This window comes from Arthrobacter russicus (assembly GCF_031454135.1).
Lineage (GTDB): Bacteria > Actinomycetota > Actinomycetes > Actinomycetales > Micrococcaceae > Renibacterium > Renibacterium russicum.
Genome location: NZ_JAVDQF010000001.1, coordinates 412,137 through 435,439 on the forward strand (window position 1 = coordinate 412,137; position 23,303 = coordinate 435,439).

The following is a 23,303-nucleotide window of genomic DNA, read 5'->3' on the forward strand; positions in this document are numbered from 1 at the left end:
TCCGGCCTGCTACCGGCTCATGCAGACTTATTGCGCCGCTTGGCCACCACGTCGTGCGGAATCAGCGTCGGCTGGCCGCCTTCGCGGACTACTTCGGCGGTGACCACGGCGGAAGCGATGTCTTCCCGGCTGGGCAGCTCGAACATCACCGGCAGCAGGACTTCTTCCATGATCGCGCGCAGTCCGCGGGCACCGGTACCGCGTTCCAGGGCCTGGTCTGCGATCGCTTCGAGCGCATCGTCTTCGAAGACCAAGTCGACGCCGTCCAGGTGGAACATCTTCTGGTACTGCTTGACCAAAGCGTTCTTGGGCTCGGTCAGAATCTGCATCAGAGCCGGCCGGTCCAGATGCGAGACCGTGGTGATCACCGGCAATCGGCCGATGAATTCCGGAATCAAACCGAATTTGAGCAGGTCTTCGGGCATCACATCGCCGTAACCCAATTCGTCCTCGGCCAGCGCGCCCAACGGAGCGCCGAACCCGATGCCCTTCTTCCCGGCCCGGGCACCGATGATCTCCTCCAAACCGGCGAAGGCTCCGGCCACGATGAAGAGCACATTGGTGGTGTCGATCTGGATGAACTCCTGGTGCGGATGCTTCCGGCCGCCCTGCGGCGGCACCGAAGCCACCGTGCCTTCGAGGATCTTCAACAGCGCTTGCTGCACGCCTTCGCCGGATACGTCGCGGGTGATCGACGGGTTCTCGCTCTTGCGTGAGATCTTGTCGATCTCATCGATGTAGATGATGCCCTGTTCGGCCTTTTTGACGTCATAATCGGCGGCCTGGATGAGTTTGAGCAGAATGTTCTCGACGTCTTCGCCGACATAGCCGGCTTCGGTCAGGGCGGTCGCGTCGGCTACCGCGAAGGGAACATTGAGCCGCCGAGCCAAAGTCTGCGCCAAATAGGTTTTGCCGCAGCCGGTGGGCCCGATCAAGAGGATATTGGATTTCGAGATTTCCACCTCGTCGTGCAGGCTGCTGTCCGCAAGCACCGACCCTTTGGACCCGGCCTGGATCCGCTTGTAGTGGTTGTAGACGGCCACCGAAAGCGAGCGTTTTGCCGGTTCCTGGCCGATCACGTATTCCTGCAGGAAGTTGAAGATCTCCTTGGGCTTGGGCAATTCGAACTGTCCCAGATCCGCCACTTCGGCGAGTTCTTCTTCGATGATCTCGTTGCACAACTCGATGCACTCGTCGCAGATGTAGACGCCTGGTCCGGCAATCAGCTTGCGAACCTGCTTCTGACTCTTTCCGCAGAAAGAGCACTTGAGCAGATCTGTGCTCTCACCCATACGAGCCATCGTGTTTTCCTCCACAGCTGTTGACGACTACTTTCCACTCTAGGCCAAATCTCCGCCGATGGAATGCCAGACGCCGGGGTGTCCAGTTAATCTGAACTCCCCGGCGTCGTTGGCCCGATTCCGGACCGGCATCCGTCCGGTGACTATTTGGTAATCGCGGCGGCCTTGATCTTCCGCGACTCGAGCACCTGGTCGATCAAACCATAGTCCATCGCCTCTGCAGCGGTCAGGATTTTGTCCCGCTCGATGTCGTTGTTGAGCTGCTCCGGGGTGCGGCCGGAGTGCGAAGCCAAGGTCTCTTCCAACCAGGAGCGCATCCGCATCACTTCGTTCGCCTGGATCTCCAGATCGGACGCCTGGCCGCCCTGACCGCCGGAAAGCGCCGGCTGGTGGATCAGCACGCGCGCGTTCGGCAAAGCAAGGCGCTTGCCCGGGGTGCCCGCAGCCAACAGCACCGCGGCTGCGCTGGCAGCCTGGCCCAGGCAGACGGTCTGGATTTCCGGGCGGATGTACTGCATCGTGTCGTAGATCGCGGTCATCGCGGTGAACGATCCACCAGGCGAGTTGATGTACAGCGTGATGTCACGGTCCGGGTCGGTCGACTCCAGCACCAGCAACTGCGCCATGATGTCGTCTGCGCTGGCATCGTCCACCTGGACGCCCAGGAAGATGATCCGGTCCTCGAACAGCTTGGTGTAAGGGTCCTGGCGCTTGAAGCCGTACGGGGTCCGCTCTTCGAACTGCGGAAGGATGTAACGCGAGGTCGGCAGATTCTGCGCGGCGCCCCAGACGTCGGTCGATCCTGCGGCGGTGAAATTGAGGCTCATGATGTTCTCCTGTTGGTCCTTGCCGCTTTTACTTCGCGTTCGTTCCGCCGCCGCCGGCTACCGAGCCGGCGTGGGCGCTGATCTTGTCGAAGAAACCGTAGGACAGCGCTTCTTCGGCCGTGAACCACTTGTCACGGTCATTGTCCTTGAGGATCTGTTCCACGGTCTGCCCGGTCTGCTCGGCGGTGAGTTCCGCCATGACCTTCTTCATGTGCAGGATCAGCTCGGCCTGGATTTTGATGTCCGAGGCCGTTCCGCCGATTCCGCCGGAAGGCTGGTGCATCAGAATCCGGGCGTTCGGCGTGGCGTAACGCTTGCCCTTGGCACCGGAGGACAGCAAGAACTGACCCATCGACGCGGCAAGGCCGGTCGCCACGGTGACCACATCGTTCGGGATGAACTGCATGGTGTCGTAGATCGCCATGCCAGCGGTCACCGATCCGCCGGGCGAATTGATGTAGAGGTAGATGTCCTTGTCCTGGTCTTCGGACGCCAGGAGCAGGAGCTGGGAACAGATCATGTTCGCATTGTCGTCCCGGACCTCGGAACCGAGCCAGATGGTGCGCTGCTTGAGCAACCGGTTGTAGACGTAATCGTCCTGGCCGCCCGGGTTAACCGTGGCCATGTGCGGTGCTGCAAATTCTGAGTTTGCCCGTTCAGTCATGTTTACGCTTCCTTCATTCCGGACCAATGTCGCTATATGGACAGTAGCCGTTCCGGCAGCTGATATCTTCCGCAAAACCGCACTGTTCGCTGATGGCGCATCACGGCTGCCCAGAGCAGAATTCGCGGCTCGAAACCAGCCAAAAAGAACGCCGCCGCGCTCCGGTCAGGAGCACGACGGCGGTCAGGGTGCTTCGGTGGGCGGACTCGCCCGGTGGTCGGCTCAGAACCGGGCAGCGCCCGGATCGTCGACGGCGACCGCGGCGGCGGGCTCTGCGGACTCGTCGCTTTCGTCGCCTTCGACGACGCCGGCCGCTTCGTTCAACGCGGCTTCCAGGGCCGGATCGACGGCCGGCTTGACGAAGTCGCTCAAGTCGACCTCAGCGCCGTCGGTGTCGGTGACCTTGGCTTGGCCCAGGACAACCGCCAAAGCCTTGCGGCGCCGCACCTCGGCGACGATCATCGGAACCTGTCCCGACTGGTCGAGCATTTGCGCGAACTGGTTCGGATCCATACCGTACTGGCTGGCCGAGTTCACGATGTAATCGATCAGTTCAGCCTGCGAGACGGTGATCTCTTCCTTTTCCGCAATCGCGTCGAGGATGATTTCGTTCTTGAAGGCGCGTTCGGTGTTCTCCCGGACCTCGACGCGGTGTTCCTCGGTGTCGTGGTCTGCTTCGCCATGCGCATTGGCCGGGTCGAAGTGCTGCTCGATCTGCTCTTCGATCACGGATTCCGGAACCGGAACCTCGATCAGCTCGACCAGCTTCTCCATCACCTTGTCGCGGGCTTCAACGCCCTGCTCCACGGTCTTGGACTGGTTCACCTGCTTCGCAAGGTCCTCGCGCAGCTCCGCGATGGTGTCGAACTCGCTCGCCAACTGGGCGAAGTCGTCGTCGGCGGTGGGCAGTTCGCGCACCTTGACGCCGGTGACCTTCACGGTGACCTGGGCCTCTTCGCCGGCATGGTCGCCACCGACCAGCTTGGTGTCGAAGATTGCCTCTTCATCCGCGCTGAGGCCTTCGACTGCTTCATCGAGGCCTTCCAGCATGGTGCCGGCTCCGACCTGGTAAGACAGTCCGGTCGCCGAGTCGACAGCTTCGCCGTCGATCTTCGCGGTGATGTCGATGGTGACGAAATCGTCCTTGCTCGCCGGGCGGTCCGCCGGGGTCAAGGTTCCGAAACGGCCACGCAGATCATCCAGCGCCTTGTCCAGATCCTCATCGGACTGGGCAGCCGGAGCGACCTCGACGGCGATGCTGGAGTATTCGGGCAGCTCAACCTCGGGACGGACGTCGACCTCGACCTTGAACTTCAGTTCGCCTTCGGTCGCCGCCGGGTCCGGGACCTCGGTGATCTCGACCTCGGGGCGGGACAGCGGCTGGATGCCGGTTTCCGCGACCGCCGACTGGTACCAGCCGTTGAGGCCCTCGTTGATCGCGGTTTCCAGGACGTAGCCACGTCCCACACGCTGATCGATCAGGCGGTTGGGCACTTTGCCCTTGCGGAAGCCGGGGATTTGAACCTGCTCCGCGATGGTCTTGTAAGCCTCGGCAATGCTCGGCTGCAGTTCCTCGAAAGGAACTTCAACATCGAGCTGGACCCGTGTGGGCGAGAGGTTTTCGACAGCGCTCTTCACTGCGTATTACTCCTGAGATCAACTATAGGATGGGGCCGAACAGATACTGCGTTATTGCGGTGTCGGGGCGACAGGACTCGAACCTGCGGTCTCCTGCTCCCAAAGCAGGCGCGCTAGCCACTACGCTACGCCCCGTGGTGCTCGAGACAGTCTACGGGTTACCGGCCCCGCACGCACATCGGCGAGCATTTGCGAACCTCCGGTTCCGTATGATGTAGTTGTATCCGGCCTGAACAGCTTTTGGTTCGGGATCCGGGGATGTAGCTTAATGGTAAAGCCTCAGTCTTCCAAACTGATTACGCGGGTTCGATTCCCGTCATCCCCTCGCCTTTGGTCCTCGGAATCTACCGAGGGCCTTTCTTTTTTCCTTGGCTCCAAGCACTCCCCCGACACGGCGGACGCGCCCCGAATTCATCCAATGAATGGCCTAGGCGGCCTATACTAGGCACAGAACTCGACGCCGACCTCAGCATGGACCGGCAGACCGACGAAGGGGACGTCATGCGAAAGCTCACCGGATTGCTTGTAGCTTTGCTGACCTTCTGTGCGCTCTTGACGGGCCTGGTCCGGCGACTGCGTCCAGCCAAGCCGAGGCCGCCATTTCGGCGGCCTACAACCGGCCGGGAGTAGCCGCCGCCCTCGGGTCTTCCGTGAGCGCAGTCACCTGCGGACTCAAAGACAACGGCTGCTACCAAACCTTCCAAAACGGCGCCATCAACTGGACCCCCAACACCGGGGCCAAAATCACCAAAGCCGGCGCAATCCGCTCCTACTGGGCCAGCCAAAACTACGAAAACGGCCGATTCGGCTACCCTGTCACCGACGAAATCTGCGGCCAAACAGCCGGCGGCTGCTACCAAGACTTCCAAGGCGGATCCATCCTCTGGTCACCCACCACCGGAGCCCAACCCAGCACCCCCGGAGCCATCCGCACCACCTGGGCACAAACCGGCTACCACGGCGGCCCCCTCGGCTACCCCACCAACGCCGAAACCTGCGGACTCAAAGACAACGGCTGCTACCAAACCTTCCAAAACGGCGCCATCAACTGGACCCCCAACACCGGGGCCAAAATCACCAAAGCCGGCGCAATCCGCTCCTACTGGGCCAGCCAAAACTACGAAAACGGCCGATTCGGCTACCCTGTCACCGACGAAATCTGCGGCCAAACAGCCGGCGGCTGCTACCAAGACTTCCAAGGCGGATCCATCCTCTGGTCACCCACCACCGGAGCCCAACCCAGCACCCCCGGAGCCATCCGCACCACCTGGGCACAAACCGGCTACCACGGCGGCCCCCTCGGCTACCCCACCAACGCCGAAACCTGCGGACTCAAAGACAACGGCTGCTACCAAACCTTCCAAAACGGCGCCATCAACTGGACCCCCAACACCGGGGCCAAAATCACCAAAGCCGGCGCAATCCGCTCCTACTGGGCCAGCCAAAACTACGAAAACGGCCGATTCGGCTACCCTGTCACCGACGAAATCTGCGGCCAAACAGCCGGCGGCTGCTACCAAGACTTCCAAGGCGGATCCATCCTCTGGTCACCCACCACCGGAGCCCAACCCAGCACCCCCGGAGCCATCCGCACCACCTGGGCACAAACCGGCTACCACGGCGGCCCCCTCGGCTACCCCACCAACGCCGAAACCTGCAACGGCGAAGTGTGCCGCCAGAGTTTCCAAAACGGCATCATCACCTGGACCCGCAGCGCTGGAACCAGCGTCGGCTACAACTCGCTGGTGGTCAACAAGCGACGCCCGCTGAATCCGATCGACTACGCTCCCGCATCGACTCGCAACGTGTCTGGGGTTCCGATGGAAGCCGTAGCTGGAAGCGCAGCCAACAGCTTGATCTCAGCGGCAGCGGCCGAGGGCGTGACCGTGACCACAGTCAGCGGATACCGCGATTATTGGACGCAGAAGGGACTATACGAAGACTACGTCCGTCGATACGGCCAGCAACAAGCAGATCTCATTTCAGCCCGGCCCGGTTTCAGCGAACACCAGACCGGCCTCGCTTTGGACATCGGCGACGTAACTACCGGCTGTGGACTGCAGGACTGCTTCGAAAACACCGCGGCCGGCACTTGGGCGAAAAACAACGCCTGGCGCTTCGGATTCATCATCAGGTACCCGAAAGGGTTTACGTCTACAACCGGATACTCCTATGAACCCTGGCATCTGCGGTACGTCGGCACCGGGATCTCGACCGATATGCGCAATCACAACGTTTCGACCTTGGAGCAATACTTCGGATTGCCCGCTGCACCGGACTACTGAAAGGTTGGCGGCCGCGGCGCCTTGCCCTGGCCGCCAAACTGCTCGAGGTCGGAACCCGGTCTGGCGGAGCCCCAAGTCAGGCTAGACCCACCGACGGCGTGAAATCAGCACGATCCCAAGGCCGAAAAGGATCGCGGTGCCCGATCCGATCGCCAATACCTGGGCTCCGTTGGCTCCGGTTGCCGCAAGCTCTTCGTACCCACCAGAAGGATTCGCATTGCTGCCCGAGGTCGTTCCATCGTTTCCCGCTTCGCCCACCGGCCAGTCCGGAACGGCAGCCAACCGAATCCCGAAATCCAACGAATAAATACCCGAATCGATTTCGGCAGGCGCCTCCGAGACTTTAGTCCGGTCAACCTCTCCCCGCACAGGCAGGAGTTCCAGCGAGTAACCAGTACCAATCGGGACTCGGGCATCGAAGGAGTACCGGCCGTCCGAATCGGATGTCGCCCTAACTATTTCGGTTCCATTCGAGGATTTCAAGAGCACCACGGCACCGGCGACCCCGGGTTCATCCTCGGTCCGTGCGCCGTCACCGTTCATGTCGTTGAAAACGTATCCCCTGATATCAGTACCGGTATTGATTGCGATGTTCTCGACATACTCTTTTCCCCTGGTCACCCACTTGTCTCCAGCACTTCCTGGAATCGGATCACCGACCTTGATTCTTTTGTCACGATAGCTGAGAAAGAAGGAATCGCTCTCCTCAGACATCCCGAAGAGAAAACTTCCATCTTCCCGGCTGTACATGGCGGCATACGGATGATTTGGCCTGGGTTTCGTTCCCATTCTTATAGGAGGATGGAGTTATGTCGAAACAGTATCCGAGGGATTTCAGGGATCGGGCTTTGCGTCTTGTTGATGAGGCTTTGCCTGATCATGAGACGGAGTTCGCTGCGATCACCCATGTCGCGGGCAAGCTAGGGGTTAGCCCTGAAGCTTTACGTCGATGGCGGCGTCAAGCTCAGATTGATGCCGGGACCAGGCTAGGAATCAGTAGCGAGGAAAACGCTGAAATCAAACGCCTTAAACGCGAGGTGTTGGAACTCAAACGCACGAATGAGATTTTGAAGGCTGCGTCAGCGTTTTTTGCCTCCGAACTCGACCGCCCCACACTGAGATGATCGGATTCATTGACATGTACCGTGATCGTTTCGGGGTCGAGGGTATCTGCAGGGTACTTGGCCGTGCAGATTGTGGGTTCCTGACCGCACGCGGGTACCGGGCTTTCAAAACCAGGAAACCTAGCAACCGGGCTCTAAAAGACCTTGAGCACGGAACGATCTTGAAAGCACTCCACGCCGCGAATTATTCCGTCTACGGGGTAAGGAAGCTCCACCAAGCAGCCCTGCGAGCCGGGCTAAGCCTGGGGCGTGATCACGTGGCAAGGCTGATGCGGGTCAATCATCTGCACGGGGTTCTCAGAGGACGGAAGCCACGCACCACCACACACAAAGCCACGGACTATCGTCCTGATGATTTAGTGAACCGCCGGTTCACCGCCCCAGCGCCGAACCGGCTCTGGGTTTCGGACATCACCTATGTTCCCACGTTCGCCGGCTTCGTTTATCTGGCTTTCGTCACTGACGTTTACTCTCGAAAAATTGTCGGCTGGGCTGCATCGAAGTCCTTGAAAACCGTGGACTTGCCGCTGTTCGCACTGAACACGGCAACATTCAAGGCCGACGACACCCTGGGCGGGCTGGTCCATCACAGCGATAAAGGCAGTCAATACGTCTCCATCGCTTACACCGACCGGCTGGCTCAACTCGGGGTAAAAGCATCAGTTGGCAGCGTCGGCGATTCCTATGACAACGCCCTGGCCGAGTCCATCAACGCGATCTACAAGACCGAGTTAATCAAACACCACCGGCCCTGGACCGGGCTTCAGCAAGTCGAACTAGCGACCTTGGAATGGGTCGATTGGTACAACAACACTCGACTCCACGCCGGCCTGGGCTACCAAAGCCCAGTAGAGTACGAAAACAACCACACACTAAACCAAACCGATCAGAGGGCAGCAACCACTACCCTCATAAACACCTAGGAACGAAACCCAGGCCAAATCACCGGCCTACAGCACCAAACTAGCGAACTACCGAAGGGTTAATCTATCCCCTGTGAGTTATTCGCTAGTCCGGCAGATGGCGCACCTGGCACTGGCAACCTGGACAGTAAAAAAGGTTTCGTCCGGCCAACTCTTTCCCGAACACTGCCTCGCCGCAGATCAAACAGGCCAAGCCGGTGCGCCTGTAGACATAATGGACGTCGTCTGGCCGGTCCCGGTTTGCCAACTCGGTAGTGATGATCCGGCCCTTCGCCACCCCCTCTTCGAGCAGTACGACGGCGTCCGCCCACAGCATGCTGACCTGCTCAACGCTGAGCTGCTTTCCCGACAGCATCGGATCGATTCTGTTCCGGAACAGCAGCTCCGCCCGGTAGACGTTGCCGATCCCTGCCACGATGTTCTGATCCATCAGCAATACTGCCACCGGTCGGGCGCTCGAACGGATTCGCTGGAGGAATTCGACAGCGCCGTCGTCAGACCGGGCGGCATTCAGCGGGTCCGGGCCCAGTTTCGCCCGGATGGCAGCCGCCTCAGTCGGAGTGAGCACCTCGCAGGCGCTCGGTCCGCGCAAATCCGCCCAGCCATGGGCCGAAACCAAGCGCAGCCGGACGGCACCGATGGGCTCCGGCGGGCCGGTATAGCTGACCTCTTCAGATCCGAGTTCCCGTTCCCCCACCCGCCGCGGCGCACCAATACTCGAGGCACCGCGGAAGGTTTCATCGCCGCCGAAGTCCCAGGCGCCGTAGAGACCCAGGTGCACTCGCAGGATCACCCCGGATTCGAACGCCGCGAAGAGCTGCTTGCCATGGGCTTGCGCGCCGGTCAGAATCTGTCCGTCGATCCGCGCCGCCCCATCGGCGAACCTGCCCTGCGGACTCGAAGCCGTCAAGCGTGCATTGCCGAAGACGTCGTTGAATTGCCGGGCCAACCGGTGAATTGTGTGCCCCTCGGGCATGGACCATCCTTCTCTGCGCTAGCCGCCAGCCAAATGTCGGTGGCGGCGTCCGGTTTTGGACGCCGCCACCGACCCTATCAAGCGGCAACACAACTCGTTAGGCGCCGACCCTCCGTCGGCTGAACCAGACGGCTCCTGCACCGGCGACGAGCAACCCGGCACCGAGGCCGAAGGGCAACGGGGCGACCCCGGTATTCGCCAATTCGGACTCGGCCCCCAGCACATTGTTGACCGACGGACCAATCGGCGCCGGTTGGTTCCGCACGAGCGCCGCATCGACCTGTTTCATTCCTGCTGAACCTGATCCGACCGAAAGGTCCAGCGTCGAACTGATCCCGGCCGACCCCGGAACCGTGAACAGATATCCCGCGGGATTGATGAACTTGACCATGTAAACACCTTGCGGCAGGTTGTAAAAAAGATAGCGGCCCTCCGCCACGGTCAAGGTTTCCCGGCCCGGCAGCGGATTGAAGTTCCGGTCCAGAAGGATCACCTTCACGCCGACCAGCCCCGGACTGCCCGGTTCCCATTTGCCGGTGCTATTCACGTCCTCGAACACGGTTCCACTGATTTCAACCGGAAAAATCTTCGAAGGCCCACCGACCTTGCGCAAGCCGGCATCGAGGTCGGCGAGCTGCTGGCCCCGGCTGAGTCTTATCAGCTGTGATTTGCCGCTGGGACTCGGCGCAGTGAAGGAACTCTCGTATCCAGCCGGTGCGGTAAACAAGACCTCGTAGCTACCCTGCCCCAGAGCGGAAAAATACTTTCCATCAGTGCCGGTGCGCTGCTCTACCATCGGCATGCTGAGGTCGGTGCGCTTGATCTGGACGAGCACGTCGGGCACCGCCGGCTCAGTCGCCTCCCGGACACCGTTGCCGTTGACATCCTCGAAGGCCCAGCCGCTAATGCTGCCAGTCTTCGGCACAGAACTACGGTCTCGCATCCCACCGTTGACGTGCAGCATTTGCTGTCCGGATACCAGGACAAGTTGCTCCGTGCCGCCGCTGGATCCAGCCCAAGAGGCGTTTTCGAGCAATTGATACCCGGGGTCCGGGCTATTGAAAAAAAGATAGTCCCGGTATTCGGAGAAAAAAACCGAATAGGCTCCCGGAACAAGGTTGTCGAACAAATACCTTCCGTCGTCCCCGGTCCGCGTTGATGCTACCTGTTTGTTGGACTTGTCTCGGAGCACGACCTCCTGGCCGGGCAGCACTGCATCGCCGTCATCCAGATAAGTGCTCTGATCCACGTCAAGAAAGACCACTCCGCCAACGGAGGCACCGGGAACCGCCGCATCCGCGCGCGCCGTCGGGCTTACCCCCACGATGTAGAAAACTGCCAGCAGACCGGCCAGCAAAAATCCAAGGATCGGTTTGACGAAAGACTGTGGAGCGCCCCCCTGCCTCGTCAAAACCGACACAGAACCGTCCATTGAGTACCTCCAGAAATAGTGGAACCGACGCTGTCGTTACGACACGCGGCTGGCTGATCCCGAAAGCAGAGAGGGCTCTCGGTAGATCAATCATTGCTCACTGGAGGCAGTTAGAAATCATGATTTAGAAAACGTTTTGATAAAGTCGATAACACTTTGGACTCGAGCTCCCGAACCGAAGCCGAAACCGGTTACTCGACGACTTCACCGGTCGCCTCGAAAGCGGCGATCTTGCCGATCCTCCGGACATGCCGTTCCGCATTGCTGAACGGCTCGGTGAGGCAGGCTTCGATCAGTTCGGTAGCCTCCGCGACACTGTGCTGCCGGCCGCCGACGGCAACCACATTCGCGTCGTTGTGCTCCCGAGCGAGCTTCGCGGTCTCCAGATTCCAGACCAACGCCGCCCGAATCCCCTTGACTTTGTTCGCGGCGATCTGCTCACCGTTTCCTGATCCGCCCAGGACTATCCCCAGGGCGAAGACACCCGCCTCGGTGTCGGCCATCACGCCCTGCGCGGCCTTGATGCAGAACGCCGGGTAGTCATCGTCCGGATCGTAGGACTGCGGCCCGTGGTCCACGACGTCGTAGCCCTGCCCGGTCAGGTGCGAAATCAAGTGCGCACTCAGTTCCAGTCCGGCATGGTCGGTAGCGATGTGCACGCGTGGCTTGGACATTTTTCTCCTCAAAGCGATGAACGGATCCACTGGTGAGCGTACTAGTTGTCACGGCCCGTCATCCAGCTGGAGCCGACGGCGGATCTGGTCCGCCAGGTTCCGGGCAGCAGCCTGATCCGGAGCGCTGATCAGCACCGCCGGGTGCGACTCGGTTTGCACGCGCAGAGCGGCACCGTTCCGGGTCAGGAACTGCATTCCGGTGCGAGGCCACCTGACTCCCGGACCGCCCAGGTCCCAAACCCTGGCTTCGAGCACTTCCACCGCGCGAATCTGCCTCAGCGGAAGATCGAGCACCGGGATCAAACCCGCCGCCTGCACGCGCAAATGCGGCTCCGGCTCATGCGATCCCGGCAGTGAGACCCGACCGAACAAGAAGGCCGTCACGGCCAGCACCAGCACCGCCAAGGCCAAAGTGATCCAAGGGCTGAGCAGCAAAAGCAATCCACCGATCAGCAGAAGAGTCATGCCCAGCAACACGAAACTCGAGCTTCGCGCGTGCACCCAGTAAACGACCCGCGGCGTCCCGGCCAGGGCGGCAGCTTCCTCCGCCAAAGCCCTTTCATCTTGCGCAGTCCACCGCGGATCCGGCTGGAAGGTGAACATCATGATCACCCCGAGGGCCACCGCCGCGCCTGAGCCGAGCGCGAACACCGTGCTGTCGAAGCCGCCGGCATCCGCCGAGGAGATCCCTTGTTGGCCGATCAGGAACCCCGCACCTGCTGAGGCGGTCAAGAGGCTCAAGAAGACCGCTGCGCCCATGAGCAGCCGCCGCAACCACCGGCGGTGCAGCCTGGCCCCGGCGATCGCCCCGCACACCGCGCCGGGGATAGCGATCGACAGCGCGGCGAACAGCACGAATGCCGGGAAACCGACGGTCAGGTCGGCGCGTTGGCCCGACCAGTGCAGACCCATCGGGTCCGGGACCGCCCGGCGCAGCATCAAGGCCACCGCCGCGAAACAGAAGGCCAACACCCAGGGGAATCCGATACCGAAGGCGGTGAACCTGCGGTCGAAACGTTCCTCGCGCACCTGGCTCATACGAAATTCCCGCCCGGTTCGGTCAGCCGCAGCAGCCCGGAATACAAGGCCCGAGCGGTCAATCCGCTACTTCTGGGCTGAGCCGGGCTGGGCTGGTTGGCAATCCGGAAAACGTATTCCCCTGCAGCTCCGCCCGCAGTGATCAGGTGCTGGGTCAACTCCGCCTCCGGATCTGCGATCAAGCTGATCGACACCCGGTCCATGTCGCCGACGGCGAGGCCGAGCGCCACCGCGACGTTCAACGAGCCTGGAAAGCGGGAAATCGCTTCCGCCGGGTTCCCCTCGAAAAGCAGCTGCGGCTCCAGAGAGCCGGTGATCCGCTCCCGTTCCGCGGCAGTCATCCACTCCTGGAGCAAAGCGACCGGCCGTTTCCTGGTTTCCAGATGAACCGAGTCGATGCCGCCGCTGGCCGCCGCAGCCCGGATCAGATCGAGCCCGCCGATGGCTCCGCTGCTCAAATGGACCCGGCCTGGGCCGGAATGCAGGACCGACCGCCGCAGCGCCGGATCGATGAAAGCGCCGACCGAGGTCACCAGCAAGTCCTTGCCGGCCTGGACCACCCGGGGTCCGTATTCGGCCACCGCAGCCACTCCCGCCGCCTCCACGAACACATCCGCGGCGTCCAGCAGCCGTCCGAACTGCTCCCCCGCGGCACCGGCCTCGGTTTGCCTGCGTTGCACGCCCAGCACCTCGAACCGCCCGGACGCGGCAAGATACCCGCGCAGATCCCGGGACACCGACCCATCGCCGATCATCGCAACCTTGAGCACCATGCTTCCAGTCTCTCAGTTTTCGGCCGGCAGCCGGCAGGGAGGTTCCAGCCACCATCCCGCCACCGCGATTGAGAATGAATCTCACGGCGCGGCGTGGAAGAATGGGCAAATGTCAGCCCGGTCACATTCCGGGAGAAGTCTTTACGCCCTCGGAGGCCCCCTTTGCCAGGAATGAACCTGACCCGTTCTGAGGCGCGCACCCGCGCCGAAAACCTCACCGTCGAAAGCTACGACGTCGAACTCGATCTGACCCGCGGCGAGCAGATCTTCGGCTCCACCACCACGGTCCGGTTCCAGGCTCAGGCCGGAACCGAGAGCTTCATCGACGCGATCACCGACGCCGTGCACTCGGTGACGCTCAACGGCGTCGAGCTCGACCCGGCCGAGGTCTCCGACGGCGTGACCATCACACTCCCGGGCCTGGCCGAACAGAACGAATTGGTCGTCGTCGCCGATGCGCGCTATACCAATACCGGCGAGGGCCTGCACCGCTTCGTGGATCCGGTGGACCATGAGGTCTACCTCTACAGCCAGTTCGAGGTCCCGGATTCCCGCCGGATGTTCGCAGTCTTCGAGCAACCCGATCTCAAAGCCAGCTTCCGGTTCCGGGTCACTGCCCCGGCGCACTGGGACGTGATCTCCAACTCCGCCACTCCCGAACCGGTCGACGCCGGCGCGGACGCCGAGGGCGGTGCCCGCAAGACCTGGGACTTCGAGCCCACTGCGAAGATCTCCTCCTACATCACTGCGCTGATCGCCGGCCCGTACCAAAACGTGCGCAGCGAACTGACCAGCTCGGACGGCCGGGTCATCCCGCTGGGCGTATTCGCCCGCAAGTCGCTCATGCAGTACCTGGATGCCGACAACGTCTTCGAGTTGACCCGGCAGGGTTTCGAATTCTACGAAAAGCAATTCGGCACGCCCTACCCGTTCGGCAAATACGATCAGCTCTTCGTCCCGGAGTTCAATGCCGGAGCCATGGAGAACGCCGGCGCGGTGACCTTCTTGGAAAGCTATGTCTTCCGGTCCAAGGTCACCGATGCCCTGGTCGAACGCCGGGCGATCACGATCCTGCACGAGCTGGCGCACATGTGGTTCGGCGATCTGGTGACCATGCGTTGGTGGAATGACCTCTGGCTCAATGAATCCTTCGCGGAATTCATGTCCACCCTGGCTGCCGCCGAGGCCACCGAATTCACCCAGGCATGGACCACCTTCGCCTCCCTGGAGAAGTCCTGGGCCTATCGGCAGGACCAGCTGCCTTCGACCCACCCGATCGTGGCCGAGATCCGGGACCTGGAAGACGTCCAGGTCAACTTCGACGGGATCACCTACGCCAAGGGCGCTTCGGTACTTCGCCAGCTGGTCGCCTGGGTGGGCCAGGAAGAATTCATGGCGGGAGTCCGCGCCTACTTCGGCAAACACTCCTGGGGCAACACCGAATTGGTGGACCTGCTCAGCGAGCTGGAACAGGCCAGCGGCCGCGACCTGAAGCAATGGTCCCGGCTCTGGTTGGAAACGGCCGGCGTCAATACCCTGCGCGCCCGGATCGAGACCGACGAAGCCGGTGTGATCACCTCCTTCGGCATCGAGCAGAGCGCTGTCCCGGATTATCCGACCATCCGGCCGCACCGTCTCGCCGTGGGCTTCTACGACCTCGACGGCGACGGCAAGCTGGTTCGCAGCCACCGGCTGGAACTCGACGTGGACGGCGAACTGACCGAGGTCGCCGAACTCGTCGGCCGCCAGCGGCCCGATCTGGTCTTGCTCAACGACGATGATTTGGCCTACGCCAAGATCCGGCTCGACGAGCATTCGCTGGCGACCGCCACCGCCCATCTGAAGGATTTCGCGGAATCGCTGCCGCGCACCCTGGTCCTGGCCTCGGCCTGGGACGCTGCCCGCGACGGCGAGACCCCGGCCCGGGCCTATGTGGATTTGGTACTTGCCAACATCGGTGCCGAAACCGATTCCTCGGTGGTCACCGTGCTGCTGCGCCAACTCGCCAGCACGCTGGCGTTCTATGTGGCGCCGGAAGCCCAGCACGAAACCCGGATCGCCGCCGCAGAAAAGCTCTGGGCTCTGTTCACCGCAGCGGTTCCCGGTTCCGATTCGCAGTTGCAGTTCGTCAAGAGCTTCGCGGCTCTCGCGCAGAGCTCCGAACAACTGGACACGGTGTCCGATCTGCTGACTGGTTCATACCGGCTGGACGGCTTGGACATCGATCAGGACCTGCGCTGGGAGTTGTTGACTTCGCTGGTGGCCGGCGGTCGGCTCGGTCAGGCCGAGGTCGACGCCGAACTCGAGCGCGACCACACCCAAACCGGCCAACTCGCGGCAGCCACCGCTTCAGCCGCAATCCCCACGGCCGAAGCCAAGCAGAAGGTCTGGGACGCCGTCGTGGTCGAAGGCAGCCTGCCCAATGCGGCGCAGCGCGCAGCGATCGCCGGGTTCGGCCGGGTCCACGAGCAAAGCCTGCTGGAACCGTTCCGCAGCCAGTACTTCGCCGCGATCCGCTCCGTGTGGGCGGAGAAATCCCATGAGATCTCCTCTACCATCGTCAACGGCTTCTACCCGGCGCACCTGGTGTCCCAGGCGACCATTGACGCGACCGATGCCTTCTTGGCCGAACTGGGCGAGGAAACCCCCGCGCTCCGCCGCTTGGTCTTGGAGAACCGCGACGGCGTGCTGCGGGCGTTGAAGGCCCAAGCCGCAGACCACTGAGCCCCGAGCCCTGAGCCCTGAGCTCACCTTGCACGGGGCGCGAACGCACACTTGGTGCGGGTGTTTTCGGAAAACACCCGCACCAAGTGTGCGTTCGTCAGGGTCCCAACGTGGCGAACGGAGTTCGACACGAAAGGGCCGAACGCTCACGTGTGCGTTCGCGCGGGGTTCACGCTTACCGGCAAGGCGGGCGAAGCCTAAACTAATCGCATGAGCGGAAGAATCGGCAACGAACACCACTACGCGATCCACACGGTATGGACTGGGAACCGCGGCAGCGGCACGTCCGGTTATCGGGACTACGGTCGAGACCACACGGTCAGCGCCGTTGGCTTACCGGACATCCTGGGCTCCGCCGACGCCACTTTCCACGGCGACAAGACCCGCTGGAACCCGGAATTGCTGTTGCTGACCGCGTTGAGCGAATGCCATATGCTCTCCTACTTGCACGTCGCGGTGAACCATGGCCTCACGGTGACCGGTTACACCGACTCCGCAGTAGGCACCATGGTGCTCAATCCAGACGGGAGCGGCCAATTCAGCTCGGTCACCCTGCGCCCGCAGGTCGAGTTGGCCGACCCCTCGCAAGCCGAGCTGGCCAAGGAACTGCACCACGAAGCCGCACAGAAGTGCTTCATCGCCCGGAGCATGAATTTTCCGGTAACCCACGAGCCGCTCTGAGCCCTCCCCGGCCCGTCCAATTCGTGGGTTCAGTGGGCACAGACGGCCATGCCCACTGAACATGCACATTGGACCGGCGCACAGCCGAGATAGCGCTGAGGCAATTGCGTGGCCCGCGGCGCTTAGCCGGCCAGCAAAGCCAATAGCTCGGCTTCCCGGGCTTGGCCGAGTCCAGCCCGGCGTTCCCGGCCGAGGCCCCTGGACTTCTCGTCTGCGAGCACGGATTCCAGCGTCTGGTCGAAAGGACGCAGACGCAGCCCGGCCGCACGCGCCGCAGCGCCACGTCGGGCCATCAAGCCGAACGCGTCTTCCGGCAACCACAGGGGCAAAGACTCCGGCCCGGCCCACGGGGAGACGCCGTGCGCGCTGAGCCACGCCGGGTCTGCAAGTCGCAGCCGGCCGGAATACCCGGCGACTTCCATCGCGGCTCCGATCAGGGTGCGCCATGGCACCGTGGGGCCGCATGCGTCGAAAACGCCACCGGTCCCGGACTCCGCGAGTTCCACCAGCCAGAGCGCAAGGTCTCTGGCATCGATTACTTGGGTGGCCATCGCGCCCAGGTCCGGAAGCAGGGCCGGGCCGTTGTCCCGGGCGAAGCGTGCCGGCCAATAACCATAACGGTCGCTAGGGTCGCCCGGCCCGCAGATCAGTCCCGGCCGGACGATCGCGAATGGCTCCGTGGCCGAGCCGAAAAGTTGCTCGCATGCCACCTTCGCCGCACCGTATTCGGCAGCAGCATCCGCCCCCTCGGCCAAGCCCGGCAGCAGCTCCGCGGATTCGTCCTGGCCGGCCACCGCTTGGTCGGCGTAGACGGACAGCGTCGAGACGAAGGTCCAGTGTGCCACCCGACCGGACAGGGCTTGGCGCGCCGCCCCGACCTGCACAGGATCCCTGGCCACGTCGATCACAGCGTCCCACTCACCGGTCAAGCCGGCAAAAGCCGTCACCCCCTGGTCGCGGTCCGCCACGTGCAGCATCGCACCGGCGGGAACCGGCCGGCTCCCCCGGGCCAGCGCGGTGACCTGGTGGCCGCGGGCTACCGCCGCCCTGGCGATGTTGCGGGAGAGGAAGACCGTTCCGCCGAGGATCAGAAGTCGCATGCGATCAGCCTAGTCAATGACAGAATAGATGCAGAGGAATTGTCTTCTGCTGAGAGAGGAGCGCTGCCCGCAGTGCCGCAATGGACCCAAGACCCCCTGTTGAACAGCTGGATCAGCGCCGGATTGAGCGTCGTGATCGGCCTGCTGGTGTGGGGGGTCGGAAAATTCGTCATCGCCAAGCTGGTGCGCCGGGTGCGCAATGGCAGCTCGGTGTTCAAGTTACGGGCCCTGCGCTGGGCGCAACCGGCGCTGCGTCCGCTCGACTCGGAACGCCGTGTGCAACGGGCCGGCACCATCGGGACGCTGTTGACCTCAGTACTCGGCGTGGTGATCGTGGTGATCGTCTTCATCTACGTGCTTTTGGCCTTCCAGATCAATGTGGTCCCGCTGCTGGGCGGCCTGGGCATCCTCGGTGTGGCGATCGGCTTCGGCTGCCAGCAGCTGATCCGGGATTTCCTCGCCGGGATCTTCATCACGCTCGAGGACCAATACGGAATCGGCGACGTGATCGAAACCTCGGAAGTCGTCGGGATCGTGGAATCAGTCGGCCTGCGGATCACCAGGGTGCGTTCTGCCGACGGTGCGATCTGGTACCTGCGCAACGGTGAAATCCTCCGGGTGGGCAACCGCTCGCAAGGCAACTACCAAGCACCGGCCGACGGCGATGAAGGAGCGGGAATCTGAGATGACCGAAGAACCGCAAGGCCTACCGATTCCGTCCCGCTTCGGCGAACCGCTGGCGCGGCTCACCCCGGTCAGCGGGCCGGCCAGCAATTTCACCGCACCGCCGGAGAACTTTTACCAGACCGTGGGCGGGCACGATACCTTCGTGAAACTCGTGCACGAATTTTATCGCCGGGTCGCCGACGACGACCTTTTGCGCCCGATGTACCCCGACGAGGACTTGGCTCCGGCCGAGCGCCGGATGCTGATGTTCCTGGAACAGTATTGGGGCGGTCCCAAAACCTATTTGGAAGAACGCGGGCATCCCCGCCTGCGGATGCGGCACGCCCCGTTCGCGGTCACCCCGGCGGCCCGGGACCGCTGGTTGGAACTGATGCGGGCGGCTTTGGACACCCTGGAGCTGCCGCCGCTGCAGGAAACCACCTTGTGGGACTATTTGGAACGTGCGGCGCACTCGATGGTCAACTCGGCCTGAGTGGCGAAGCCCCTGCTGGACCTGGCCTCTGCTCAATCTGAGTCGCCCGGCCGGCTAGCTCAGTTGACTGCCCGGCCGCACCAAAACGTGCCCGGCTCCGCTGCTGAGCCTGAGCCAGCGGGCGGACTGGAAGAGCGCCACCGGCTCGCCCGGTTTCCAGAAGCCCAGGGCATAACCGGCGAATGCAGCTCCGGCGGGCACCCCCGGGACATCCGGCAGCTCTCGCCCCCAGACCGAGGCACGCGCGTTGTTGACGATCAGGGCGCCCGGATTGACCGGAATGATCTGTGCCACCTCGCGGACGCCGGTTTTTGCCGCCTGGATCAATCGGTCCGCGTCCAACTGCGCCACGAGCCGCCAATCGGCCCGTGGCGGGCTCACCGAGGCCCAGGCTTCCCGAACGCCCATCGGCGGGACCGGCAACTCCCGGTCGCCCGGCTCAAGCCGGGCGAGCCGGTCCGCGACCGAAGCCAGACTCACGGTATCGTCTGAATCCGCCTGCCGCGCTACGGCCATGGTGCGCAAACCCAAAACCGTCGGGGTGCCTTCGCCGAGCAGCTTGGGACGCATCGAGCAAACCCAAGCCGCCAGGACCCCGCTGCTCGCCTGCAACCTGATGGCGCCGTCGTCCGCGGCCCGGGCGCGGGAAACGAAGGTACGGAAGTCGGCGACTCCGGCGTCGTCGGAAAAGACCAGCGTCTGGCTCATTCGGCGGCCCTGCCTTGCTCGCCCGTGGGCGGTCGTCTGCGGAAGTCGATGGGTTCGCCCAGCCAGTTCTCCAGGGCGTGCCGCTGCGGTCTGTCCAAGAACACCGGCCGGCCGGTGTTCCGCGAGACCAGGACCATACCCGAAGCCGCTTGGGCATAAACCTTCGACCCGTCGGCTTCGGCCACCGTGTAACCGAAATCGAAGCTCGCTGCACCGATCCGGGTAATCCAAATATTCACGAATACCGATTCAGTGCGGAAGGTCAGCGGTGCCAAGTACTCGATTTCATGCCGCCCGACCAAAGTGAACTGATCGGCTGCGACCAGATCATTGAAGCAGTCGCCCGCCTGCGCTCCGGCTCCTGCGGCTTCGCCCAAGGGCGTGTGCGTCAGCTGGACCCGGGCATCCTCCAAAAACTGAATGTATTGCACATTGTTGACGTGTCCGTAGGAATCGATGTCCCCGAATCGGATCTGCAGGGGAATCTGAATGACCGAGCTCATGCGCTCATCTTCGCAAAGCCCGGCGGCAGGCCCAAATAGTGTGTCCGAAAACACCGCAGTTGAGCGAGTTCCCCGCAGCGCAATAGAGTCAGCTCATGACTGAAGCTGCCCATGACCCGCTGGCCGATCTGCTCGGATTGCTCGACCTCAGTGACGCGGATGGTGCCCGCACCGATGAAGACCTTTACGTCGGCACCTCGCAAAAGCGCCCCTCGCAACGCGTTTTCGGCGGGCAGGTCCTGGCCCAAACGCTGGTGGCGAGCTCGCGGACGGTGCCGGAAACCCGGGCGGTGCATTCGATGCACGGGTATTTCCTACGCGCCGGAGACGCGAATCAGCCGATCACCTTCGGTGTGCAGCGACTGCGCGACGGCCGGTCCTTTTCCGCCCGCCGAGTGCATGCCTATCAGAACGGCGAGCCGATCCTGTCCATGATCGCTTCTTTCCAGGAACCCGATGACGGCTTGGACCACCAAGCCGAATTCCCGGAAGGAATTCCGGATCCGGAATCTTTGCCGAACGCCGCCGATCTCCTGGGGAGCCTCGACCATCCGGTAGCCCGGGAGTGGACCGTGGAACGCCCCTTCGACGTGCGGCACGTCGGAAGCAACATCTATTTCTCAGTCGACGACGACCGCAGACCGCAGCAGGCAGTCTGGCTGAAAACGGTGGGCGCCATGCCCGACGATCCGGTTCTGCACCGCGCCGCATTGGCTTTCGCCAGCGACTACACATTGCTGGAACCAGTCTTGAGGAGGCACGGAATGCCCTGGCGTTCGGCCGGCGTCAGCATCGCCAGTCTGGACCACGCCATGTGGTGGCACCGCCCGGTCCGGGTCGATGATTGGCTGCTGTACGTCTCGGACTCGCCCAGTGCCTCTGGTGCCCGCGGCCTGAGCTTGGGCAAGTTTTTCAACCGGAGCGGCGAACTGGTGGCTTCGGTGGCGCAAGAGGGCATGATCCGGGTGCCCCGGGAGAAACTCTGATTAACGCCTTCGGGTCCCGGCGCTACGCAGCGATGGCGTAGCACCGGGACCCGAAGCCGGTCCGGAGAGCAGATGCTCCGCTGGGTCAGTCGCGCGTCAGCTTGCGATAGGTGACCCGATGCGGGCGGGCCGCGTCCGCGCCGAGCCGCTCGACTTTGTTCTCCTCGTAGGATTCGAAGTTGCCCTCGAACCAGTACCAGTTCGCCGGATTCTCCTCAGTGCCTTCATAAGCCAAGATGTGCGTGGCCACCCGGTCGAGGAACCAGCGGTCGTGCGAAACCACGACGGCGCAGCCCGGGAACTCCAGCAAGGCGTTCTCCAGACTGGAAAGGGTTTCCACGTCCAGGTCGTTGGTGGGTTCGTCCAAAAGCAGCAAATTGCCGCCCTGCTTCAAGGTCAGCGCGAGGTTCAACCGGTTCCGCTCGCCGCCGGAAAGCACTCCGGCTTTTTTCTGCTGATCCGGGCCCTTGAACCCGAAGGCTGCGACATAGGCCCGGGACGGCATTTCGACATTGCCGACCTTGATGTAGTCCAAGCCGTCGGAAACCACTTCCCACAGAGTCTTGTCCGGATCGATTCCGCCCCGGCTCTGATCGACGTAGGAGATCTTGACCGAGTCACCGATCTTCAGCTCACCGCCGTCGAGCGGTTCGATGCCGGTGATGGTCTTGAACAAGGTGGTCTTGCCGACGCCGTTCGGACCGATCACCCCGACGATGCCGTTGCGGGGCAAAGTGAAGGAGAGCCCGTCGATCAGCGTGCGCTCGCCGAAGCCCTTTTTCAGGTTGCTCGCTTCCAGCACCAGGCCGCCCAAGCGCGGGCCCGGTGGGATCTGGATTTCTTCGAAATCGAGTTTCCGGGTCCGGTCCGCCTCCGCGGCCATTTCTTCGTAGCGCGCCAGACGCGCTTTGGACTTGGTCTGCCGCCCCTTGGCGTTCGAGCGGACCCACTCGAGCTCTTCGCTCAATCGTTTGGCTTGTTTCGCGTCTTTCTTGCCTTGCACTTCGAGGCGCGCGCGCTTCTTCTCCAAGTAGGTGGAGTAGTTGCCTTCATAGGGGTACAGCTTTCCGCGATCGACCTCGGCGATCCATTCGGCCACGTGGTCCAGGAAGTAGCGATCATGGGTGACCGCCAGGACTGCTCCCGGGTACGCGGAGAGGTGCTGCTCCAGCCACAGCACGCTTTCGGCGTCCAAGTGGTTGGTCGGCTCATCGAGCAGCAGCAGGTCCGGCTTCTGCAGCAGCAACTTGCACAAAGCCACCCGTCGCCGCTCACCACCGGAGAGGACGGTCACATCGGCATCCGGCGGCGGGCAACGGAGCGCGTCCATGGCCTGTTCCAACTGGGAATCGAGGTCCCAGGCATCAGCCGCGTCGATGGCTTCCTGGAGTTTGCCCATTTCTTCGAGCAGGGCGTCGTAATCCGCGTCCGGATTGGCCATCTCTTCGGAAATCTGGTTGAACCGCTGGATCTTCTCGAAGATCTCGCCGACGCCTTCCTGGACATTGCCCAGAACCGTTTTCGCTTCGTTCAACGGCGGCTCCTGGAGCAGGATGCCTACCGTGTAACCCGGGCTGAGCCGGGCCTCGCCGTTGGACGGAGTGTCCAGACCGGCCATGATTTTGAGGATCGTGGACTTGCCGGCACCGTTGGGGCCGACGACTCCGATTTTGGCACCGGGGAAGAAGGACATGCTGACATCGTCGAGGATGACCTTGTCGCCCACCGCCTTGCGGGCCTTGGTCATAGTGTAAATGAATTCCGCCATGCCTCAAGGCTAGTGCTTG

General features: G+C 62.6%; 22 protein-coding genes, 2 tRNA genes and 1 pseudogene. 9 read left to right on the forward strand and 16 right to left on the reverse strand.

The window, feature by feature from the left end:
- Positions 1-17: 17 nt before the first annotated feature.
- From clpX to JOE69_RS01900, 5 genes are all read right to left on the reverse strand, one after another.
- Positions 18-1,301, reverse strand: coding sequence for an ATP-dependent Clp protease ATP-binding subunit ClpX (gene clpX / locus JOE69_RS01880; protein ID WP_309795599.1), 1,284 nt, complete (start codon positions 1,299-1,301; stop codon positions 18-20).
- Positions 1,302-1,444: 143 nt separating this feature from the next.
- Positions 1,445-2,128, reverse strand: coding sequence for an ATP-dependent Clp protease proteolytic subunit (locus JOE69_RS01885; RefSeq protein ID WP_309795600.1), 684 nt, complete (start codon positions 2,126-2,128; stop codon positions 1,445-1,447).
- A 28-nt stretch (positions 2,129-2,156) separates the two neighbouring features.
- Positions 2,157-2,753, reverse strand: a complete 597-nt coding sequence (locus JOE69_RS01890) for a ClpP family protease (protein WP_296363742.1) — start codon at positions 2,751-2,753, stop codon at positions 2,157-2,159.
- Positions 2,754-3,014: 261 nt separating this feature from the next.
- Positions 3,015-4,430, reverse strand: a complete 1,416-nt coding sequence (gene tig, locus JOE69_RS01895) for a trigger factor (protein ID WP_309795602.1) — start codon at positions 4,428-4,430, stop codon at positions 3,015-3,017.
- A 62-nt stretch (positions 4,431-4,492) separates the two neighbouring features.
- Positions 4,493-4,565, reverse strand: a tRNA-Pro gene (locus JOE69_RS01900).
- Positions 4,566-4,684: 119 nt separating this feature from the next.
- Here JOE69_RS01900 and JOE69_RS01905 point away from each other — a divergent pair.
- A tRNA-Gly gene (locus tag JOE69_RS01905) sits at positions 4,685-4,755 on the forward strand.
- A gap of 325 nt (positions 4,756-5,080) precedes the next feature.
- Positions 5,081-6,715, forward strand: coding sequence for a D-alanyl-D-alanine carboxypeptidase family protein (locus tag JOE69_RS01910; RefSeq protein WP_309795604.1), 1,635 nt, complete (start codon positions 5,081-5,083; stop codon positions 6,713-6,715).
- 81 nt (positions 6,716-6,796) lie between these two features.
- Here the strand turns inward: JOE69_RS01910 and JOE69_RS01915 are convergent, their stop codons facing one another.
- Positions 6,797-7,429 carry an SdrD B-like domain-containing protein gene (locus JOE69_RS01915; protein WP_309795605.1) on the reverse strand — a complete coding sequence of 211 codons (633 nt, stop codon included), beginning with the start codon at positions 7,427-7,429 and terminating at the stop codon, positions 6,797-6,799.
- A gap of 95 nt (positions 7,430-7,524) precedes the next feature.
- On the opposite strand from JOE69_RS01915, the gene JOE69_RS01920 reads away from it, so the two are divergent.
- Both JOE69_RS01920 and JOE69_RS01925 read left to right on the forward strand, forming a co-directional pair.
- On the forward strand, positions 7,525-7,839 hold the full coding sequence (locus JOE69_RS01920; protein WP_309795607.1) for a transposase: 315 nt from the start codon (positions 7,525-7,527) through the stop codon (positions 7,837-7,839).
- A complete protein-coding gene (locus JOE69_RS01925) occupies positions 7,836-8,762 on the forward strand; it encodes an IS3 family transposase (RefSeq protein ID WP_309795609.1) in 927 nt (308 codons plus the stop codon). Before JOE69_RS01920 ends, JOE69_RS01925 begins: the two co-directional genes overlap by 4 nt.
- Before the next feature lie 85 nt (positions 8,763-8,847).
- Here the strand turns inward: JOE69_RS01925 and JOE69_RS01930 are convergent, their stop codons facing one another.
- The 6 genes and pseudogenes from JOE69_RS01930 to JOE69_RS01950 all read right to left on the reverse strand — a co-directional run bounded on the left by JOE69_RS01930 (position 8,848) and on the right by JOE69_RS01950 (position 13,655).
- Positions 8,848-9,738, reverse strand: a complete 891-nt coding sequence (locus JOE69_RS01930; protein ID WP_309795611.1) for an Fpg/Nei family DNA glycosylase — start codon at positions 9,736-9,738, stop codon at positions 8,848-8,850.
- A gap of 97 nt (positions 9,739-9,835) precedes the next feature.
- Positions 9,836-10,663, reverse strand: coding sequence for an SdrD B-like domain-containing protein (locus tag JOE69_RS01935; RefSeq protein WP_309795613.1), 828 nt, complete (start codon positions 10,661-10,663; stop codon positions 9,836-9,838).
- A gap of 30 nt (positions 10,664-10,693) precedes the next feature.
- A pseudogene (locus tag JOE69_RS17835) lies at positions 10,694-11,170 on the reverse strand (SdrD B-like domain-containing protein); the annotation flags it as partial.
- Between the two features lie 191 nt (positions 11,171-11,361).
- The gene (locus JOE69_RS01940) at positions 11,362-11,844 is read right to left on the reverse strand and encodes a ribose-5-phosphate isomerase (RefSeq protein ID WP_309795615.1); all 483 of its coding nucleotides are present in this window, start codon (positions 11,842-11,844) and stop codon (positions 11,362-11,364) included.
- A gap of 48 nt (positions 11,845-11,892) precedes the next feature.
- Positions 11,893-12,882, reverse strand: a complete 990-nt coding sequence (locus JOE69_RS01945; protein WP_309795617.1) for a hypothetical protein — start codon at positions 12,880-12,882, stop codon at positions 11,893-11,895.
- Positions 12,879-13,655 carry an aspartate dehydrogenase domain-containing protein gene (locus JOE69_RS01950; protein ID WP_309795622.1) on the reverse strand — a complete coding sequence of 259 codons (777 nt, stop codon included), beginning with the start codon at positions 13,653-13,655 and terminating at the stop codon, positions 12,879-12,881. Before JOE69_RS01950 ends, JOE69_RS01945 begins: the two co-directional genes overlap by 4 nt.
- A gap of 171 nt (positions 13,656-13,826) precedes the next feature.
- Between JOE69_RS01950 and pepN the strand changes: the two genes are divergently transcribed.
- On the forward strand, positions 13,827-16,379 hold the full coding sequence (gene pepN, locus JOE69_RS01955; RefSeq protein WP_309801085.1) for an aminopeptidase N: 2,553 nt from the start codon (positions 13,827-13,829) through the stop codon (positions 16,377-16,379).
- Positions 16,380-16,589: 210 nt separating this feature from the next.
- The gene (locus JOE69_RS01960) at positions 16,590-17,060 is read left to right on the forward strand and encodes an OsmC family protein (RefSeq protein WP_309795627.1); all 471 of its coding nucleotides are present in this window, start codon (positions 16,590-16,592) and stop codon (positions 17,058-17,060) included.
- Between the two features lie 122 nt (positions 17,061-17,182).
- On the opposite strand, the gene JOE69_RS01965 is transcribed toward JOE69_RS01960, so the two are convergent.
- Positions 17,183-18,160 carry an NAD-dependent epimerase/dehydratase family protein gene (locus JOE69_RS01965; RefSeq protein WP_309795629.1) on the reverse strand — a complete coding sequence of 326 codons (978 nt, stop codon included), beginning with the start codon at positions 18,158-18,160 and terminating at the stop codon, positions 17,183-17,185.
- 63 nt (positions 18,161-18,223) lie between these two features.
- Between JOE69_RS01965 and JOE69_RS01970 the strand changes: the two genes are divergently transcribed.
- Together JOE69_RS01970 and JOE69_RS01975 are read left to right on the forward strand one after the other, a co-directional pair.
- Positions 18,224-18,844: a mechanosensitive ion channel family protein gene (locus tag JOE69_RS01970; RefSeq protein WP_309801088.1), complete on the forward strand. Its 621-nt coding sequence runs from the start codon at positions 18,224-18,226 to the stop codon at positions 18,842-18,844.
- Position 18,845: 1 nt separating this feature from the next.
- Positions 18,846-19,319 carry a globin gene (locus tag JOE69_RS01975; RefSeq protein WP_296363338.1) on the forward strand — a complete coding sequence of 158 codons (474 nt, stop codon included), beginning with the start codon at positions 18,846-18,848 and terminating at the stop codon, positions 19,317-19,319.
- Between the two features lie 54 nt (positions 19,320-19,373).
- Here the strand turns inward: JOE69_RS01975 and JOE69_RS01980 are convergent, their stop codons facing one another.
- Together JOE69_RS01980 and JOE69_RS01985 are read right to left on the reverse strand one after the other, a co-directional pair.
- Positions 19,374-20,027: a DUF8185 domain-containing protein gene (locus JOE69_RS01980; RefSeq protein WP_309795633.1), complete on the reverse strand. Its 654-nt coding sequence runs from the start codon at positions 20,025-20,027 to the stop codon at positions 19,374-19,376.
- Positions 20,024-20,530 (reverse strand): acyl-CoA thioesterase, encoded by a 507-nt coding sequence (locus JOE69_RS01985; protein WP_309795635.1) that lies wholly within the window; start codon positions 20,528-20,530, stop codon positions 20,024-20,026. Before JOE69_RS01985 ends, JOE69_RS01980 begins: the two co-directional genes overlap by 4 nt.
- A 95-nt stretch (positions 20,531-20,625) precedes the next feature.
- Between JOE69_RS01985 and JOE69_RS01990 the strand changes: the two genes are divergently transcribed.
- A complete protein-coding gene (locus tag JOE69_RS01990) occupies positions 20,626-21,516 on the forward strand; it encodes an acyl-CoA thioesterase (RefSeq protein ID WP_309795638.1) in 891 nt (296 codons plus the stop codon).
- A gap of 85 nt (positions 21,517-21,601) precedes the next feature.
- On the opposite strand, the gene ettA is transcribed toward JOE69_RS01990, so the two are convergent.
- Positions 21,602-23,284, reverse strand: coding sequence for an energy-dependent translational throttle protein EttA (ettA, locus tag JOE69_RS01995; protein WP_296363345.1), 1,683 nt, complete (start codon positions 23,282-23,284; stop codon positions 21,602-21,604).
- Positions 23,285-23,303: the final 19 nt, after the last annotated feature.